The sequence below is a fragment of the Photobacterium jeanii genome, from assembly GCF_001650345.1.
GTDB lineage: Bacteria > Pseudomonadota > Gammaproteobacteria > Enterobacterales > Vibrionaceae > Photobacterium > Photobacterium jeanii.
The window spans coordinates 643,572-661,786 of sequence record NZ_LVHF01000033.1; the positions used below are offsets into that span (position 1 = coordinate 643,572).

Here is an 18,215-nt window from a genome sequence, read left to right on the forward strand (position 1 = left end):
TAGAAGCGCATTAGCGCGAACAGAGAGATAACTATGTGTTTGTGTATTCCATCACAGGTCGTTGAAATACATCCCGAAGACAGCACAGTGACTGTTGATACTTTAGGGGTGAAGCGACGCGTGAGCGTTCATTTGATTTTAGAGCCTTTAGCTTTAGGTGATTACTTGCTTATTCACGTGGGTTTTGCGATCAGCAAAATCGATCAAGATGAAGCCCTAAAAAGCTTGGAAGAGTACCGCCGTTTGTTGGCGGAAGTGGGCGAAGAAGGGGCAAGAGAGCTTTTCATATGATTGAGTTAAAAGATCTTTCCCAAGGGTTTCGTAATCCTGAATTAATGCACTCCCTTTCGCAGCGAATACATCAGCTTGCCAAACAGCTTTTTACTACCAAACCCAATGAACGTATTCGTATTATGGAAGTGTGTGGTGGTCATACTCACACCATCATGAAATATGGTTTGAATCAGTTATTGCCCGTAAATATTGAGTTTATCCATGGGCCGGGTTGCCCGGTTTGTATCATGCCGAAAGAGCGCATTGATCACGCGATTGAACTGGCCATGCTCCCCGAGGTTATCTTAGTGACTTTAGGTGACATGATCCGCGTTCCCGGCTCTAAAGGCACCTTGGCACAGTGTCGTGCTAAAGGTGGGGATGTTCGCCCTGTTTATGATCCGCTTGACGCGTTGGAGATAGCAAAACAAAACCCAGAGCGAAAAGTCATTTTCTTTGCGATAGGTTTTGAAACCACAACCCCGATGACGGCGGTGCTGGTGGAGTTAGCAGAAGCGCAGGGTGTCGATAATCTGTATTTCCATGTCAATCATGTGTTGGTACCGCCAGCGATTGATGCGGTAATGGCTGATGGTCAAGCTAAGGTGAACGCTTTTATTGGTCCTTCTCATGTAAGCGCTATCACGGGGTCTGATATCTATCAGCCTGTGGTTGATAAATACCAAACGCCAGTGGTGGTAAGCGGTTTTGAACCGGTTGATGTGATGCAATCCATCTTGATGATTGTGGAGCAAAAACTAAAAGGCGAAGCCAAGTTAGAAGTGCAATACACCCGTGTAGTTACTGCTAAAGGCAATCAGGCAGCGCAGCAGAAAGTCGGTCAAGTTTTCACATTAAGACCGCATTTTCGTTGGCGCGGCTTAGGCGATATTCCACTTTCATCTCTGGTGCTGTCTGAGCAGTATCGTCATCGTGATGCAGAATACGTGTTTGCGAATGCGTTATCGCACCACGAAATAGAAGATCATAAAGCCTGTCAGTGCGCAGATATTCTTCGAGGTCTAGCTAAACCTAATCAATGCCGCGTTTTTGGACGAGGCTGCACCCCAACCAAACCTATGGGTAGTTGCATGGTGAGCTCCGAAGGGGCTTGTAACGCCTATTACCGCTATGCCGGATTGAATCAAATAGATAAAACGCCTTCCCCAATACTCGCATCAGATAAGGAGATCACAGTATGAAGACAGTGCAATTGAGTCATGGGGGCGGTGGTCAGGAAATGAATCATCTGATCAAATCCCTGTTCTTCAAATACTTTGAAAACGACATCCTGCTTAGAGCAGAAGATGCCGCCGTACTGGAATTGAATGGCCCTGTAGCGTTTACCTCTGACAGCTTTACCGTGTCTCCATTGTTTTTTGCTGGGGGTAACATTGGCAAACTGGCTATTGCCGGAACAGTAAATGATCTCGCGATGGTCGGTGCAAAACCAGAGTACTTGAGTTGCAGTTTTATCATTGAAGAAGGCTTTGCCTTTGATGCGCTTGAAACCATAGTGAAAAGCATGAAAGCAGAGCTGGAAAAATCCGGTGCCAAGATAGTGTGCGGAGATACCAAAGTGGTGCCACGTGGAGCGGCTGATGGTTTGTTTATCAATACCACAGGTGTGGGAAGCGTCATGCATCCGAATATTTCTGTGAATCAGTTGCAAGCAGGTGATGCGATTTTGGTGTCGCGTGATATTGGGTGTCACGGCAGTTGTATTTTAATGGCGCGTGACGAACTAAGGCTTGAATCTGAATTAGAGAGTGACTGCGCTACATTGTGGCCAGTGGTAGAGCAACTGATAGCTTCAGGTGTTCAATTACATGCGATGCGTGATGCGACTCGTGGTGGATTATCAGCGGTATTAAATGAGTGGTGTGAAGCATCGCAAGTCCAAATTGATATTGAAGAGCAACGTATTCCCGTTGCCGATGCAGTGCAGGGTTTGTGTGAACTATATGGCTTTGAACCTTATGATTTAGCCAATGAAGGCACCATGATCCTTGCCGTACCAGCCAAAGATGCAGAAGCTGCCTTAGCCGTTCTCAAAGGCTTTTCTCCAAATGCGTGTCAGATTGGTGAAGTCTCGGTAGCCAATAGCACTGACATGCAAACGGCTGATACTAAGCCAACAACCAGCACCAACAAAGTCATTATTCATAACCCGTGGGGAGGGCGTCACTACCTCGAACTACCACAAGGTGAGCTGTTGCCGCGTATTTGCTAGCGGGGTGAGGTTAGTAGCCGGAGAGTTATTAAGTTCTTTATGTCTTGTGATGAGTCAGGGCGATCTGCTCTGACTCATCTTTGCCCAAAAGCAAGTTAGCTACAGCTTAAGCCTCATGTATCTGAATCTTCATTTGGCCTATTTTTCCTAATGCCTGTCTGGTATCTATAGGGTTGAGGGAACATCTCTCCTTGTATTACACTCAATCTAGTAACCAAAATCTTTCACATCAACTTCTAACTCTTTGACTTGTGAACCTATTTTTTTATTGAAGTGGTAACTAATTTCTTCATCAGTCATATTGGTCAAATCAAAGCTAAAATATTGAACTAAAGCCTCTTTCATTTTAGGAATGTCATATTGGTCGAAGTTTGGCACATAAGTGGTGTTATATTTGTTATGGCTAATTTCTTTGAAGGTACGAACAAACTTTTTAGGTTTGATTTCTACTCCAAAACGCTTACATAGGCGCAGAACATAATGATCTAATCTGTGGAGTAGCTTTTCATCATTGATCTCAGCGAAGAAAAATTGCCAACCTTTACATTTCTTCTCAAATACACAGCCAGTAATTCGTAGGTTCAGCCGCCATTCTAAAATTTTTAAACTCTTGTTTTTAGAGTGCTTATAGCTTGTAAAAATCCCAGCAAGAGAAGCCTTTAACTTTTCAATCGACCCGTTTCTTGCAGAAATATGCTCATTGGTAAATTGATACCCAAGATAATCAAAACCGTTAGCAAGAGAATCAATTTTAGACTTCTCTGGTGCTTTTGCAGGGCAGTGTATTTTTAAGCCAATATTGCGAAACTTCTTAATAATTATTTGTGCTAGATCGTGCGCTTGATCAGCAGAACATAGAATCAATACATCATCTACGTAGCGGTAGCATTTTACGTTAGGTAATTCAGATAAAAATTTGTCAATGTTTTGGAGGTAGATCGCAGCAAGGATATTGGAAACGGCCAACCCTTGAGGTACGCCGACTTCAGTTGGCTTATCATCTTTTCTCGAAGATAGAACTGAAGGAGCAGTGACTGCCGAAAAGATCATATCTAGTATGTGATCTTGCCTAATGCGCTTTCTCAATTGAGAGCGAAGGGTTTTATGTCTGATCGAAGGGTAAAAATTCGAAACATCTAATTTAATATAGCTATCAAAATCACCAGACAAAGCGTGAGTCTTGACATCTTTAATGACATCTTGAGGAAGTGTGAACTTTACGGATTCAGAAAATCGGTCTTGTAGAAAGTTACACATAGCACGTAATGCAATTCTATCTCTCACTGTAGGGATAGATATTTCACGAGGGGCTTTATTTCTCCCTTTAGTCAGCAACTTTAGCTTGTACTTGGAAAATGCATACGAACCTTCAATCATTTTACGAGAAATGATTTCGACTTGCGAGTCCAACTGTTTTCTAAAAGCATACTGATTCATATTGTCTATGCCAGTCGCACCAGAATATACAACATGATTGGAAAAGATTTCTTTAAGATTCTCTTGCCTAAACTCTTTATTAAATTGGTCTTGTACACGCATTTTATACACCTGTACAAGTTTGAGAGGATAAGAAAAATGGCGAGTTTAATGCTAGCAATATCAGTACTGGCAAGACATAGAAAAACACAAGAGTTAAAAACCTAGTAACAAAAGAAGATGCCGCCAAAAACCAGTGATGTGATGTTGGTATTCTTGTAAGAGCTTGTTTGGGTGTTTTTTTGTCTTCCGAGGTGTTTGAATGAAAATCTTTGCTTAGTTGCCTTACGGTGCTAGTGCTTGCCCAATACTCTTGGCATAGCGCGATGGCAAAGTCTTTGTCAGTGTGGTTTTCACAAGCATTTAACTTAGATTCGTAGCTTGCTGCTAATTCGGCAAAATCAGCATTTTGCTTGGAGGCTTGATGCATAATGCTATTCAAGCTTTCATAACATTCTTTGATTAAGTTTGCTCTTTCCTTAAACGATAGCCCATTGATGAAGCCTGAAATACAAAGTACGAGGACAGAATATACGACCCAAGAGATCGCTTCGATTCCATTTTGTGGGTTTTTTAAATAATAAACGGATACGGCTACAGAGAAGAATGAATACCAGAGTAGTATTACTTGTGAGTGAAAGGCGTTAGACAAAAGCCGTTTTTCTGTTTGAATTCGTGCTTTTCTTGTCCACCAAATATTGTCTACCAAAGCCACCATCTTCTCCTAATGTTGAGGGTGTGCTTCATAGAGGTAGTTTAGTTACAATAAGTTAACACTCCTACTGGAGTAAGCATATACGAGATACACTAAGGGCGAACCCTTCGAAATTAGTTTCACTCTTACTGCTAAGAGTGGGCAGCTGTTAAGAACTGCCACCACTATGAAACACAGCGTGTATGGTACATTTTCGGTGTTCGAGGCTCAATAATTTTTTGCCGCTGTTAAGCTTGTTCTACATACTTTAAGTAATTCATAAATCACATATTAAGCAAAATCATTGACTCGTTTATGTCCCAAAATGAGTTACAGAGAAAAGCAAAGATCTGTGCGATTATCATCCACTCTCATCCCACATCAATAATGAGTAATGGCAACCTTGAGTGATCTGCTTTAGAGTCTGATTTGTTCTCTTTGCGATTCACTCTGCCAGTCGAGGTTCTTATGTTTACTCAGCGTTCTATCAAGCAAGCCAAGACCATAGATAATGTTTATGGCAGCGCCTATTACCACCTTGAAGCGAAAGATCGCACCATTGACGAGCTAAGAAAGAAACTGGCAGCAAAGACAGATAATCAAGAGTGGATCGACACAGTGATTAATGATCTGATTGATCGTGGTTACCTGAAATCAGACCAAAAGTTTGCGGTTCACTTTGCGGAAATGGCGTTTAGTGCAGAGAAAGGCAGCCAGCATATTCTTGCTAAGTTGAAAGAGAAGGGCATTCAAGAGTCTGTGGCTCATGAAGCGATAGACTACCTTGTTAATCGCGACAATATTTGCGAGTTAACCTTAGTAAAGAATCGTCTTGCTACTATGCGCTTGGAATCGTTATCGAGCGAAAAACTGTACACGACTTTGCTAAAGCATGGGTTTAAAGCGTCTGATGTGCGCGAGGCGATTCAATCGCACCCTATAGCATCAAGTTTGCCTTCTAAGCAGCAAATCAAAGCCGAAAAAGCTGATTTGGTTAAAGAAATTGAAAAGTTGGCGCGTAAGCTAAAAGGTAAGTCGGTTATCAAACGTGAGCTTCAGCAAAAGCTGATTGATGTATCGAACTTAGATCAGCAAATCGAGCAATTAGAAATGGATGGCACCATCGATTTTTACCTCAACTGTCAGCTAAGACTAGAGAAAAAGCGCTTTGATTTATCTAACCCTCAAGAGAAAAGCAAAGCCTACGCTTATCTCTACTCTCACGGTTTTAGCTCAGATGAAATAAAAGAAACCTTATCTAACTAGTGCCACTTTCTATCAGCCACCACAGTTTAGATGTCGTGGACACCAAACCGTGATGGCCTGTAATGAATTGTTTTAGATACGTAGCAATTACTTTTGCGTTACCGCCTGCTCGTTACGTTGCTTTTCAAGTTGTGGGCGACGGTGAATGGCCCAGTATGTTAAGCCCACGAAGAAGCCGCCGCCGATGATGTTGCCGATGGTGACAGGAATTAAGTTATTGAATACGAAGTTGGCGACGGTAAGGTCGGCAAATTCTGCGGCGGTGTGACCGGTTTGAGCCCAGAAATCCGCTGAGGCGAAAGATTGGATCACAATGCCCATTGGGATCATAAACATATTGGCGATGCTGTGCTCAAAACCACACGCAACAAACATTGCGACAGGCAATATCATCACCATGATTTTGTCGGTGGCACTGTGACAAGAGAAGGTCATCCACACCGCTAAACACACCATTAAGTTACATAAAATGCCAAGCACCACAGCTTGAATGAAGGTGTGGTGGATTTTATGTTGCGCCACCTGCATGGCATGAATACCCCATTCGCCACTGTTGCCCATATGCTGCTTTGCAAGCCAAATAAGCGTGACAAAAAACAAAGCCCCAAGCATGTTGCCGAAATAAACCGTGACCCAGTTACGCATTAATTGCTGATTTGTAATGCGGTTACTAGCGCGTGCGACAGTGGTTAGTACGGTAGAAGTAAACAGCTCACCGCCACAAATCACCACCAAAATTAACCCCAAGCTAAAAGCGATAGCGCCAACAAATTTCGCCATCCCCCACGGCATGTCACCCGCGCCTGTGGTGACGGTGACATAAAACACAAAAGCAATAGAGATAAATACACCAGCCGTGACTGCTAATACAAAGGCTTGGAGGGGAATTTTAGTGGCTTTGTAGATACCCACTTCTTCGGCTTTGAGCGTCATATCGGCGGGCATCAGGGCATCAAATGGATTTTGTTCTTTATTCATCATTCATCCTCCCTTTTAGGGATTGTTAGTAGGGGAATAATGCCAATCACCATGTGGTGAACGGTATTGATTTTCACGTTATCTGATTAAGAGGTAATCAATATCTGTGCCAAAAGAAGAGTTGATGTTAAGTGTTTGTTTTTGATTGGTTATCTAAAGTGATGTGGTGTTGGTGTTGCTTTCGGTATTGACAGAAGTGACGATGAGGCGGGGTAATGTGCTCGACACAAGTGTCGATTTGAGCCGAAATGCAGCTATCTTGCAGTGAAAGGGAGAGTAACAAAACGCGCTTATTCTTTGTTGTATGAGCAGCAGCATGATTGGTCGCATGAGCGGTTTCATGATGAGTAACCAAGGTTTTACTCGTAGCGAATAAGCGCGTTATGGATGAAAGATAATAGTGATTAAGCGTTATTGAGCCAATCGAGCCATGCTTCCATCCCTTCACCGGACGTCGCTGACAGTTTGATGACCTGAATGTATGGATTCACCTTACGAGCGTTGGCAATACAGGCTTCAACATCGAAAGCGACATACGGGAGTAGGTCGATTTTATTGATGATCATCAGTTGTGCTGCCGCAAACATGTTTGGGTACTTGAGTGGTTTATCTTCCCCTTCGGTGACTGACAAAATCGCGACTTTGTATTTCTCACCTAAATCAAAACTGGCAGGGCAAACAAGGTTGCCGACGTTTTCAATAAAGAGGACACCACCCGTTTGTAACTCTAATTGGTGACATGCATCGTGCACCATTTTTGCATCAAGGTGGCAGCCTTTGCCGGTATTAACTTGAATAGCGGGTACGCCTGTTTGGCGAATGCGTTCTGCATCGTTGGTGGTTTGTTGATCGCCTTCGATCACGGCACACGCACGGCTTTCACCGTGATGACTTTGTTGTTGAAGACGATTAAGCGTCTCGGTTAGTAGTGTCGTTTTGCCTGAACCTGGGCTCGATACCAAATTAAGCACCAGTTGGTTGTCTTGCTCAAAGTGCTCACGGTTATGGCTGGCAAGGTGGTTATTCTTGCTGAGTACATCCATCTCAATTTCGATCAGCTTTCGTTGGCTCACGCCAGCAACATGGGTTTCAGCTTCCCCTTTACCGTAGTGCAAATCTCCTTGTTCTGATTGCTCTGGGGTTAGTTCATGCTGGTGAGCATGGTGATGGTCAGCATGATGATCGTGATGAGCTTCGTTGTGGTTATGGTGATGAGCGTGTGAGTGCTGATGTGAATGAGGATGCTCTTGTGAATGGTGTTGCTGCGACTCAGGGTAGTGATAATGATGGTGGTGAACATCGCCTTGATGATGGTAGTGGTGATGTACTACGACGGGTTGCGGATTTTGGTGGTGAGCCTCGCCATGATGATGAGCATGGGAATGGTCATGATGGCTCGGGTGGTGGTGGCCGTGATGATGACCGTGATGGTCGTGACCCACTTGTTCTATTTGGCTGTCACCACAGCCGCAAACATTGCACATATTATTCAACCTCAATTTCTTTGATACGCATTTCGTCGCCTTGCAGCACTTTGAGCTTATAGCCCTGACAAAGTGGACAGCTATCGCCTCGTTTCGCGAGGGCAACGGTCTGATCACAGTCATAACAAAGTGCTTTGCCTTCCTTAGACACAATTTCTAATTCCGCTCCCTCCACTAGGGTTTCTTTGGCTGCCAAATCAAAACAAAACGCGATGGTGTCGGGTTCAACGCATGAGAGTACGCCGATTTCTAACCAGACCTTAGTGACTTTGTTGAACCCTTTTTGTCGGGTTTGAGCAGCAATAAGATCCACGGTTTCCATACTCAGCGACATTTCATGCATGGTGACTCCTTGATTCGATATGCGGGGTGATGCGGGGGATGTGTCTTGAGGCATTGCTCAATATCGAGGATTAAATCATTAATTTCTAAAATATTTTGTGATGATCATCAAATATAAATCAGGGCGCATATTTGGTCAGACTCTGAAAGTAAGCTTGTGTATTTTGTATGTGTTGAAGCAGGGCGGTCGTCATCGTCATTAGTGTCGACATTGCTGTGAACACTAATAATAAAGCGGTGTTTTTGAGCCTGAAATAGAGAGCGGCAATAAAATAAGATTCATAAATTCAATGCCTTATATTTATTTTTGCTGCCGACGATAATCTTGGTATGAATGTTGTTACATGGTGGATTCGAACTGCAATTTAGCAAAGGTTAATTATGAATCGCTTTGTAATTGCAGATCCTCAGTTATGTATCGGGTGTGGGACATGCATGGCAGCATGCTCTACAGCACACAAAGCGGAAGGTCTGCAAACTCATCCTAGATTGACCGTCATGCGCCATGAGCAGGCGACAGCGCCAGTGCTGTGCCGTCATTGTGAAGATGCCCCATGCGCGCAAGTTTGTCCTGTGAATGCGATTACGCAAGAGCAGGGCACAGTGGTTGTCAATGAAAGCCTATGTGTCGGTTGTACGCTATGTGCCATTGCGTGTCCGTTTGGTGCGATCGCCATCGATGGTAGTCGTCCAGTTGAGATGGCAAATGCTTACGACACTTACATTCCATCCACCATCCATTCCAGTAACCCATCAACATCATCACCTCAGTGTTTTGGTAAAGACATCTTGGCGTGGGAGCCAGGGGTTAAAAGCATCGCAGTTAAATGCGACTTGTGCCAATCCACCACGGGTTCACCCGCTTGCGTTGAAGTTTGCCCAACCAAGGCACTGTTCTTGGTTGAAGAGGAAACCCTGAGTCAAGCAAGCCAAACCAAACGCAGTGAAGCCGCGAATGATGTTTCAACCATTGCATTGGAGAGGCAGGGATCATGACATTACTCGACTTATTAATGCTCTCTATTGCGCTGTATTTGGTGGGCGCTGTCGGGGCATTACTGTGGCATAACCAAGAGCAACGCGCTTGTCAGTTCTCTGGCATTTTAGCGGCGCTAGGCGGTGTTGCGGGTATCGCGGCATCAGTGCCTTTGTTGCTCAGTGGTGAGGTGATCACCCACCAACTTGCTAGCCCATTTAGCTTTGCTGATTGTGTGATCCGCTTTGATCCACTGTCTGGCTTTATGGTGCTGGTTATTTCACTTTTGGTGGTCGCCAGTGCGATTTACTCGCTGTCTTACATGCGGGAGTACCAAGGCAAAGGCGCATGGGCGATGGGCTTCTTTATGAATGTCTTTATCGCTTCCATGGTGGCGCTGGTGGTATCAGACAACGCGTTCTATTTCATCGTGTTCTTTGAAATGATGTCGTTGGCCTCTTACTTCTTGGTGATCTCAGAACAAGATGAAAGCGGAGTCAAAGCTGGGCTGCAATATTTCTTGATTGCCCACGCAGGTTCTGTGCTGATCATGATTGCGTTTTTCATTCTGTATCGTCAGTCAGGCAGCCTGAATTTTGCTGATTTCAAACAAGCGGATTTAACCCAATGGCAGGCATCTGCGGTGTTCTTGTTGGCATTCTTTGGCTTCGGTGCTAAAGCGGGGATGATCACGCTACACGGTTGGTTACCGCAAGCGCACCCAGCCGCGCCTTCTCATGCGTCGGCATTGATGTCGGGTGTGATGGTGAAAATCGGGGTCTTTGGGATCGTTAAAGTCAGCATTGATTTCCTTGGTGCAGATACCGAGTGGTGGGGCTATATGGTGCTCGCTTTCGGTTGCGTGTCATCGGTGCTAGGGGTGATGTATGCCTTGGCTGAGCACGATATCAAACGCTTGCTGGCTTATCACACAGTAGAAAACGTCGGCATCATTTTGATGGGTGTCGGTATCGGCATGATCGGTATTGCCAACAATCAACCTGTCTTGGCGAGCTTAGGTTTACTTGGTGGGCTTTACCACTTATTGAACCATGCGGTGTTTAAAGGCTTGTTGTTCTTGGGCGCGGGCTCAGTGATTTATCGCGTGCACACCAAAGACATGGAAAAAATGGGCGGCCTTGCCAAGTTGATGCCATACACAGCGTTAGCGTTTTTAATCGGTACTATGGCGATCTCTGCTTTACCACCACTTAATGGCTTTGTCAGTGAATGGTTTATCTATCAATCGCTGCTCACCATGAGTAAAGAAGGCACGTTTGCGATGTCGATTGCAGGTCCTATTTCGGTGGTGATGTTAGCTATCACAGGCGCCTTGGCATGTATGTGTTTCGTCAAGGTGTTCGGCATTTGTTTTAGTGGTGCACCACGCAGTGAGCAAGCGACCAAGGCAACCGAAGTACCTCTGCCTATGGTCATTGGCACTTCATCGTTGGCGGTATTGTGTATCGTACTTGGTGTTGGCGCTCCTTGGATTGCACCAACGATTTCTGGCGTTGCCACCAGCTTGATTAATAGCGATGCGATCACCGTGACGCAAGGCGCTGCGCTGATCCCAGACAATCCATCTCAAGCCATTCTATCGACTCCAGTCATCGCCTTGACCTTATTGGGCTTGCTGTTAGTGCCTGTATTGGTACTGGCGATCTTCAAAGGACCAAAACTACCGCAACGTCACAGTGGCGATCCTTGGGCATGTGGTTATGGCTACGAAGCGCGTATGTCAGTGTCGGCGGGTGGTTTCACTCAACCACTACGTGCGATGTTTGTGCCGCTATACGCGATCCGCAAACGCCTCAATCCTGCACCGTTACTCTCGCTGATATTAGCGAAAACCAAAGCCGCCGCGGCGTATCTCGAACCCATGTTTGATAACAAGCTGATATTACCAATAGCCCAATTTGCCATGCGAATTGGTAAGCGGGTTCAGTGGCTGCAATACGGTGATTTCCGCACTTACTGCCTCTACATGGTGATTGCCTTGTTGGTGCTGTTATTTATTCCCGTTGAATTAGGAGTTAACTGATGCAAGGGCTTGAAATGCCAAGTCCTGAGCTGATTGCGTTAGCTATCGTTCAGGCATTAATCATGCTGGGGCTCGCGCCTTTGGTAACAGGCTTTTCGCGTGTGTTACGCGCCAAAATGCACTCGCGTCAGGGGCCGGGAATTTTACAAGACTACCGCGATATCGCGAAGTTGCTGCGTCGTCAGGAAGTGGCACCGTCACCGGCGGGTGTGATTTTCAAAATCATGCCGTCCGTGCTGATCATCACCATGTTGTTGATTGGGATGGCACTGCCAACCGTGACCAACTACTCGCCGTTTCCAATTGCAGGCGATGTGATCACCGATATCTACTTGTTCGCCATTTTCCGCTTCTTCTTTGCGTTGTCAGGATTGGATTCAGGCAGCATGTTTTCGGGGATCGGTTCTAGCCGTGAGTTAACGCTCGGTGTGTTGGTTGAGCCTATTTTGATGCTGTCGATTTTTACTATGGCAATGGTCGCTGGAACGTCGGACTTGGGCTACATCAGCAACCACATGGCGACAGAAACATGGGCGGCACCGGGTGCCACGGTACTGGCTGGGATGGCGTGTGCGTTCGTGATTTTCATCGAAATGGGTAAGTTGCCATTTGACTGCGCAGAAGCCGAGCAAGAGTTGCAAGAAGGGCCAATCACGGAATACGCAGGCTCTGGTTTAGCTATGGTGAAACTGGCGCTAGGTCTAAAACAACTGGTTGTTGCTCAGTTATTTCTGGCGATTTTCATTCCATTCGGTAAAGCCACTAGCTTAACCCTACCTGCCTTGGGTGCAGCAGCGGCAATCTTGTTAGCGAAACTCTTTGTGGTGTTCTTAATTGCAGGCGTGATTGAGAACAGTGTGGCGCGTACTCGCTTCTTAAAAACGCATCATTTGACCTGGGTTGGATTTGGGATCGCGGTATTGGGTTTCATCTTCTTCCTAACAGGCTTATAGGGAGCATAGAGAATAATCATGGATATTATTGCGCTGTTAACGATATTTGCTCCTTTCCTCGGGGCGATTATCACCATCTTAGTGCCTAAGCAGGCGGCAAAATGGGTTTGCCAATTGTTTGCTGCGATAGCCTCACTAGGTACGCTAGCGCTTGCCTTTAGTTTCTTTGGCAGCGGCGAAACCAGTGTGAGTTACCCGTTGGTGGTGTTTGCTCAAACCGAAGTGTTTGGCTTAACCATCGATAAAGTCAGCACCTTGATTGCGGTTGCCGTGGTGGTGTTAGGTTTGTTGGTGAGCATCTACTCACTGGGCTACATGACTGACGGCAACCGTGAGCATCCACATGAAGGCATGCCTCGTTACTATGCTTTCTTGCTGATCTTCATTGGCGCGATGGCTGGGCTGGTGTTGTCTTCCACTATCTTGGGGCAATTGCTGTTCTTCGAGATCACCGGGGCGTGTTCTTGGTCTTTGATTGGCTACTACCAAAAGCCAGCATCTTTGAAAGCGGCATTAAAAGCATTATTGGTCACTCACGTTGCGTCGATTGGCTTGTTCATTGCTGCGGCTTTGGTGTTCAAAGAAACTGGCACCTTTGCTTTGTCGGCATTAGCGAGCTTGTCGATGGAAACCAAAACCTTTGTGTTCCTCGGCATCATGCTGGCGGCTTGGGGTAAATCGGCTCAGTTACCACTGCATGTGTGGTTACCTGATGCGATGAATGCGCCAACACCTGTGAGTGCTTATTTGCACGCGGCTTCAATGGTTAAAGTAGGGGTATACATCTTTGCGCGCGCCATTATGTCGGGCGGTGACATTCCTGAAGTGATCGGCATTATCGGGGTCACAGGTGCGATGATCACCTTGATCTACGGTTTCATCATGTACTTGCCACAAACCGATATGAAACGTTTGTTGGCTTATTCCACCATTACCCAATTGGCTTACATCTTCTTAGCGTTGTCACTGTCGGTGTTCGGCTCTGACTTAGCGTTTGAGGGTGGGGTGACTTACATCTTTAACCATGCTTTTGCTAAGAGCTTGTTCTTCTTGGTCGCAGGGGCATTGAGCTACTGCTGTGGTACGCGCATGTTGCCAGCCCTAAAAGGGATAGTGAAAAAATCACCGTTACTGGCGGTGGGTTTTTGCGTTGCTGCTCTCGCGATCACCGGTGTGCCACCATTCAATGGCTTCTTTAGTAAGTTCCCATTGTTCGCCGCAGGTTTTGAGTTAAGTACTCAGCACGCATGGTTAATGCCTGTATTGATCCTTGCTTTGGTGGAATCGGTAGCCAGCTTTGGTTGGATTCTTTACTGGTTCGGTAAAACCGTCTTGGGTGAGCCATCAGAGGCCGTTGCCTCGGCGACCCCGCTTCCTCGCTCCATGTCAGTCGTATTGATTGTTCTGATCATTATGTCTTTCTGTTCGAGCTTTATTGCATCTTACTGGTTGAGTTAAGGAGTGATGATGAACGGAGAAATCGTCATTAATAACCTCGCAGGTTTGTTGATCATCACCTCTCTGATGGTGATAGGTGTTCGCAAACCTCGTGTGGTTGCCATCTTGTATTCATTGCAGTCACTGGTGCTGGTACTGACTTTTGTCGCTATCGCCAACACCGTGGATGCGCCTCAGTTGTACCACTGGTCGATCACTGCCTTCATTACCAAGGTGATCGCCTTGCCTGCGTTGTTGTACTACGCATTTAGCAAAATGTATGACCCTGAAGCCGATAAGCCTGTGATCCATTTTGCTTGGTTGGTGATTATCGGTGGGGTGATCACCTTGCTGAGCTTCCTTGCGATTGAATCAGTGCAGTTGCCGCTGGTGGCGCACTTAAAACCTGCGCTTTCTGTCTCGCTGGGTCACTTCTTCTTGGGGCTGCTGTGCATCGTTAGTCAGCGCAATATCTTAAAACAGTTGTTTGGATACTGCTTGATGGAAAACGGTTCATCGCTGACGTTGGCGTTACTTGCCAATAAAGCGCCGGGGCTGGTGGAAATCGGTGTCACGATTGATGCAGTGTTTGCGGTGATCTTCATGATCATTTTGGTCAAACAGATTTACACCAAGCTGCATACCCTAGATGCCCAGCAACTTACTACGTTAAAGGGGTAATCTCATGTCTTCTACATTTTTACTCCCGCTACTTTTGGCTGTGCCGTTTGTCGCTGGATTAGTGTCATTTGCCTCTTACTGGGGCGGACAAGCGTTGAAGAAACTGGCGCTGGCAGCGCATGTTGTCAGCATGGTGGCTGTGCTTGTTATCTCTTGGTGGTTAGCGGCTGACGTGTTTGTTAACGGGCCAATCTTGATTGCCAATGATTGGTTGTATCTCGATAGCTTATCGGCACTGTTCACCGCGCTACTAGCTTTAGTGGGCTTGCTAACGGGGTTTTACTCGATTGGCTACATAGGCCACGAGTACAAAGAAGGTGAGCTATCAGCGAAGAAAGTGGCGCTGTATTACGGTTTGTTCAATTTCTTCCTCGCGACCATGCTAATCGCGGTGACGGCGAACAACGTGATCATGATGTGGGTTTCTATCGAGGCGACCACCATTAGCTCGGTGTTCTTAGTCGGTTTATACGGACAGCGCTCATCGCTAGAGGCGGCATGGAAGTACATCATCATTTGTAGCGTGGGTGTTGCCTTTGGCTTGTTTGGTTCGATTCTGGCGTACTCCAATGCCGCTGCGGTATTTAGCGATTCAGGCACAGCAATTTTCTGGACGGCAATACATGAAAACGCCACCTTGCTTGACCCAACCTTGGTGCACATTTCCTTTATCTTTATCTTGATTGGTTTTGGTACCAAAACAGGCTTGTTCCCGATGCATGCTTGGTTGCCTGACGCACACTCAGAAGCGCCTAGCCCTGTTAGTGCCTTGCTTTCAGCGGGTTTGCTGAACTGTGCGCTGTTGGTGATTTTGCGTTACTACATCATCACAGTGAAAGCGATTGGTCCTCAGTTCCCGCAAATGTTGCTGATGGTATTTGGCTTCATGTCGGTTGCTGTCGCGGCGTTCTTCATTATTACTCAGCGTGACCTTAAACGTCTGTTGGCGTATTCGAGTGTTGAAAACATGGGCTTGATCACCTTGGCAATTGCGCTTGGCCCGCTGGGGATCTTGGCTGGTTTGCTTCATGTGATTAACCACAGCTTGGGTAAAACCCTGATGTTCTGTGGCTCGGGTAACATTCTGCTCAAATACGGTACTCGCGACATGGACACAGTGAAAGGCGTACTCAAAGTTGCGCCGATCACCGGGATCTTATTAGGAATGGGCGCATTGGCGCTAGGTGGCGTACCGCCATTTAACCTCTTCATTAGTGAGTTCATGGTTGTGACCGCAGGTATTGGTAGCGACCACCCAGTGCTAACCATTTGTTTATTGATCTTGCTAACGATCGTATTGGCTGGTCTGGCGCGAATGGTGGCGGGTTGTGTCTTAGGACCAAAACCTGACCTAGTCGAAAAAGGCGAGCTTGGCGTGATGACGTTAGCACCAATGGTGGTGTTGATTGTGATGATGCTAGTGATGGGAACACACATTCCTAAACCTATCCTTCAAGGCTTAGATCGCGCTGCGCTAGTGGTGCTCGACACAAATGACGAAACCATGATCGACGCCCTAAACCTACCTTGGCAAATGTCACCACCGGCTGAAGCCGACGTGACCCCGACTGCCCAACTGACTCAATCGAGCCTGATTGAGCCAACTGTCGCCCTAAATCAGAAAGAGAGATAAGCGAGTGGATACTTTAGAACTCAATACGAAGCAAAATAATAAGCAGGGCTACGGCTATGTGGCAGGTGTGCGCCAGTTCTTTCCTAACGCCATCTTAGACGAAGAGTGGCAGACGGAAAATCAGGTCACGATCACTGTTAAGCCAACGGCCCTGATTGAAGTGATGAAATGGTTATATTACGACCAAGGTGGTTGGTTGACCGTTTCATTTGGTAACGATGAGCGTTCCTTGAATGGGCATTTCGCGGTTTACCACGCACTGTCGATGGAAGGGGAAGTGAAAAGCTGGGTAACGGTGAAAATATTAGTTGATGCTAATAGCCAAGAATTCCCTTCTATCACCCCTGTCATCCCAGCTGCGGTGTGGGGTGAGCGTGAAGTTCGCGATATGTACGGCTTACGTCCTGTGGGTTTGCCTGATGAGCGCCGTTTGGTGCTGCCCGATGATTGGCCTGAAGATCTTCATCCACTGCGTAAAGATGCGATGGATTACCGCCAACGCCCAATGCCAACCACAGAAACAGAAACCTACCAATTTGACAACCAACTCGGTAGCGACAAAAACCGTATTGTGCCAGTCGGGCCTTTGCATATTACCTCTGATGAGCCGGGGCATTTTCGCTTATTTGTTGATGGTGAAGACATTGTTGATGCTGACTACCGTATGTTCTACGTCCACCGTGGAATGGAAAAATTGGCCGAAACACGTATGGGCTATCACGAAGTTGCCTTTTTGACAGACCGAGTTTGTGGGATTTGTGGCTTCACCCACAGTGTTGGTTACAGCAATACGGTAGAAAATGCATTAGGCATTCCTGTGCCACCTCGCGCCAAAATGATCCGTACCGTTCTCTTAGAAGTGGAACGTCTTCATAGCCACATGTTGAACATTGGTTTATCAAGTCACTTTGTTGGCTTCGATACTGGCTTCATGCAGTTCTTCCGCGTACGTGAGAAAACCATGGAGCTGGCAGAACTGCTCACTGGCGCACGTAAAACTTACGGCTTGAACCTTATTGGTGGTGTTCGTCGCGACATCTTGCAAGAACACCGTGTAAAAGGCATTGCTTTGGTCCGCCAAGTACGCCGTGAGTTCCAGGGGCTGGTGGATATGCTGCTGAGCACGCCAAATATCGAGCAACGCATCGTTGGCGTTGGGATTTTGGATCGTGATATTGCCCGAGATTACAGCCCGGTTGGGCCGTTGATCCGTGGTAGTGGCTTTAAGCGTGACGCACGAATTGTGCACCAAAATACGCTAGAAGCTTACGGCAGTGTGCCGATTGAGCTTCATTCATTCGATGGCGGTGATGTGCAATCACGCGTGATGGTGCGGATCAAAGAGGTGTTTGATTCGCTCAACATGGTGGAATACGGCCTTGATAACTTGCCAAGTGGCGATCTGCTAACAGAAGGTTTCACCTACACGCCAAACAAATTTGCGCTGGGCTTTACCGAAGCGCCTCGTGGTGAAAACGTTCACTGGAGCATGACGGGGGATAACCAGAAACTGTTCCGTTGGCGCTGTCGTGCGGCGACTTATGCCAACTGGCCGACGCTACGTTACATGTTGCGCGGCAATACCGTGTCGGATGCACCGCTGATCATCGGTAGTCTCGATCCTTGTTACTCTTGTACCGACCGCGTGACCTTGGTCGATACCAAGAAACGTAAGTCGACCACAGTGTCGTACAAGGAAATCGAACGCTACGGGATCGAGCGGAAAAACTCCCCACTCAAGTAGG

The 18,215-nt window shown here is 46.5% G+C and carries 16 protein-coding genes; 11 read left to right on the plus strand and 5 right to left on the minus strand.

Annotation, left to right across the window (positions count from 1 at the left end):
* Window positions 1–33: 33 nt before the first annotated feature.
* Genes A3K86_RS20305 through hypE form a run of 3 tightly spaced genes read left to right on the plus strand, consistent with a single transcriptional unit; the run spans window position 34 to window position 2,506 of the window.
* The gene (locus A3K86_RS20305) at window positions 34–291 is read left to right on the plus strand and encodes a HypC/HybG/HupF family hydrogenase formation chaperone (RefSeq protein ID WP_068335820.1); all 258 of its coding nucleotides are present in this window, start codon (window positions 34–36) and stop codon (window positions 289–291) included.
* Window positions 288–1,475, plus strand: a complete 1,188-nt coding sequence (gene hypD / locus A3K86_RS20310) for a hydrogenase formation protein HypD (protein ID WP_068335823.1) — start codon at window positions 288–290, stop codon at window positions 1,473–1,475. The genes A3K86_RS20305 and hypD overlap by 4 nt, the downstream gene beginning before the upstream one ends.
* Window positions 1,472–2,506, plus strand: a complete 1,035-nt coding sequence (gene hypE, locus A3K86_RS20315; RefSeq protein WP_068335827.1) for a hydrogenase expression/formation protein HypE — start codon at window positions 1,472–1,474, stop codon at window positions 2,504–2,506. Before hypD ends, hypE begins: the two co-directional genes overlap by 4 nt.
* Before the next feature lie 207 nt (window positions 2,507–2,713).
* On the opposite strand, the gene A3K86_RS20320 is transcribed toward hypE, so the two are convergent.
* On the minus strand, window positions 2,714–4,045 hold the full coding sequence (locus A3K86_RS20320; protein ID WP_068335830.1) for a reverse transcriptase domain-containing protein: 1,332 nt from the start codon (window positions 4,043–4,045) through the stop codon (window positions 2,714–2,716).
* Window position 4,046: 1 nt separating this feature from the next.
* A complete protein-coding gene (locus tag A3K86_RS20325) occupies window positions 4,047–4,700 on the minus strand; it encodes an SLATT domain-containing protein (protein WP_068335834.1) in 654 nt (217 codons plus the stop codon).
* A gap of 444 nt (window positions 4,701–5,144) precedes the next feature.
* On the opposite strand from A3K86_RS20325, the gene A3K86_RS20330 reads away from it, so the two are divergent.
* On the plus strand, window positions 5,145–5,942 hold the full coding sequence (locus tag A3K86_RS20330; protein ID WP_068335837.1) for a RecX family transcriptional regulator: 798 nt from the start codon (window positions 5,145–5,147) through the stop codon (window positions 5,940–5,942).
* Between the two features lie 87 nt (window positions 5,943–6,029).
* On the opposite strand, the gene focA is transcribed toward A3K86_RS20330, so the two are convergent.
* The 3 genes from focA to hypA form a co-directional block, all read right to left on the minus strand.
* Complete coding sequence (gene focA / locus A3K86_RS20335; protein ID WP_068337103.1) at window positions 6,030–6,920, minus strand: formate transporter FocA; 891 nt, start codon at window positions 6,918–6,920, stop codon at window positions 6,030–6,032.
* A gap of 404 nt (window positions 6,921–7,324) precedes the next feature.
* On the minus strand, window positions 7,325–8,404 hold the full coding sequence (gene hypB / locus A3K86_RS20340) for a hydrogenase nickel incorporation protein HypB (protein ID WP_084406701.1): 1,080 nt from the start codon (window positions 8,402–8,404) through the stop codon (window positions 7,325–7,327).
* Window position 8,405: 1 nt separating this feature from the next.
* On the minus strand, window positions 8,406–8,747 hold the full coding sequence (gene hypA / locus A3K86_RS20345) for a hydrogenase maturation nickel metallochaperone HypA (protein ID WP_068335840.1): 342 nt from the start codon (window positions 8,745–8,747) through the stop codon (window positions 8,406–8,408).
* A 380-nt stretch (window positions 8,748–9,127) separates the two neighbouring features.
* Here hypA and A3K86_RS20350 point away from each other — a divergent pair, with 380 nt between their 5' ends.
* Genes A3K86_RS20350 through A3K86_RS20380 form a run of 7 tightly spaced genes read left to right on the plus strand, consistent with a single transcriptional unit; the run spans window position 9,128 to window position 18,214 of the window.
* Complete coding sequence (locus A3K86_RS20350) at window positions 9,128–9,742, plus strand: 4Fe-4S dicluster domain-containing protein (RefSeq protein ID WP_068335843.1); 615 nt, start codon at window positions 9,128–9,130, stop codon at window positions 9,740–9,742.
* A complete protein-coding gene (hyfB, locus tag A3K86_RS20355; RefSeq protein ID WP_068335847.1) occupies window positions 9,739–11,766 on the plus strand; it encodes a hydrogenase 4 subunit B in 2,028 nt (675 codons plus the stop codon). Before A3K86_RS20350 ends, hyfB begins: the two co-directional genes overlap by 4 nt.
* Complete coding sequence (locus A3K86_RS20360; protein ID WP_068335850.1) at window positions 11,766–12,719, plus strand: respiratory chain complex I subunit 1 family protein; 954 nt, start codon at window positions 11,766–11,768, stop codon at window positions 12,717–12,719. Before hyfB ends, A3K86_RS20360 begins: the two co-directional genes overlap by 1 nt.
* Before the next feature lie 18 nt (window positions 12,720–12,737).
* Entirely contained in the window at window positions 12,738–14,177 is a 1,440-nt protein-coding gene (locus A3K86_RS20365; RefSeq protein WP_068335853.1) for a hydrogenase 4 subunit D, read from the plus strand.
* Between the two features lie 9 nt (window positions 14,178–14,186).
* Window positions 14,187–14,837: a hydrogenase 4 membrane subunit gene (gene hyfE / locus A3K86_RS20370; RefSeq protein WP_068335858.1), complete on the plus strand. Its 651-nt coding sequence runs from the start codon at window positions 14,187–14,189 to the stop codon at window positions 14,835–14,837.
* 4 nt (window positions 14,838–14,841) lie between these two features.
* Window positions 14,842–16,470 (plus strand): hydrogenase 4 subunit F, encoded by a 1,629-nt coding sequence (locus tag A3K86_RS20375; protein ID WP_068335862.1) that lies wholly within the window; start codon window positions 14,842–14,844, stop codon window positions 16,468–16,470.
* A 4-nt stretch (window positions 16,471–16,474) separates the two neighbouring features.
* Window positions 16,475–18,214, plus strand: coding sequence for a hydrogenase large subunit (locus A3K86_RS20380; protein ID WP_068335865.1), 1,740 nt, complete (start codon window positions 16,475–16,477; stop codon window positions 18,212–18,214).
* The last annotated feature ends 1 nt before the right edge of the window (window position 18,215 follow it).

Bases quoted from the DNA above. Each gene is read 5' to 3' on its own strand.
- A3K86_RS20305 (WP_068335820.1), top strand. From the start codon at position 34: ATGTGTTTGTGTATTCCATCACAGGTCGTTGAAATACATCCCGAAGAC.
- hypD (WP_068335823.1), top strand. From the start codon at position 288: ATGATTGAGTTAAAAGATCTTTCCCAAGGGTTTCGTAATCCTGAATTA.
- hypE (WP_068335827.1), top strand. From the start codon at position 1,472: ATGAAGACAGTGCAATTGAGTCATGGGGGCGGTGGTCAGGAAATGAAT.
- A3K86_RS20320 (WP_068335830.1), bottom strand. From the start codon at position 4,045: ATGCGTGTACAAGACCAATTTAATAAAGAGTTTAGGCAAGAGAATCTT.
- A3K86_RS20325 (WP_068335834.1), bottom strand. From the start codon at position 4,700: ATGGTGGCTTTGGTAGACAATATTTGGTGGACAAGAAAAGCACGAATT.
- A3K86_RS20330 (WP_068335837.1), top strand. From the start codon at position 5,145: ATGTTTACTCAGCGTTCTATCAAGCAAGCCAAGACCATAGATAATGTT.
- focA (WP_068337103.1), bottom strand. From the start codon at position 6,920: ATGAATAAAGAACAAAATCCATTTGATGCCCTGATGCCCGCCGATATG.
- hypB (WP_084406701.1), bottom strand. From the start codon at position 8,404: ATGTGCAATGTTTGCGGCTGTGGTGACAGCCAAATAGAACAAGTGGGT.
- hypA (WP_068335840.1), bottom strand. From the start codon at position 8,747: ATGCATGAAATGTCGCTGAGTATGGAAACCGTGGATCTTATTGCTGCT.
- A3K86_RS20350 (WP_068335843.1), top strand. From the start codon at position 9,128: ATGAATCGCTTTGTAATTGCAGATCCTCAGTTATGTATCGGGTGTGGG.
- hyfB (WP_068335847.1), top strand. From the start codon at position 9,739: ATGACATTACTCGACTTATTAATGCTCTCTATTGCGCTGTATTTGGTG.
- A3K86_RS20360 (WP_068335850.1), top strand. From the start codon at position 11,766: ATGCAAGGGCTTGAAATGCCAAGTCCTGAGCTGATTGCGTTAGCTATC.
- A3K86_RS20365 (WP_068335853.1), top strand. From the start codon at position 12,738: ATGGATATTATTGCGCTGTTAACGATATTTGCTCCTTTCCTCGGGGCG.
- hyfE (WP_068335858.1), top strand. From the start codon at position 14,187: ATGAACGGAGAAATCGTCATTAATAACCTCGCAGGTTTGTTGATCATC.
- A3K86_RS20375 (WP_068335862.1), top strand. From the start codon at position 14,842: ATGTCTTCTACATTTTTACTCCCGCTACTTTTGGCTGTGCCGTTTGTC.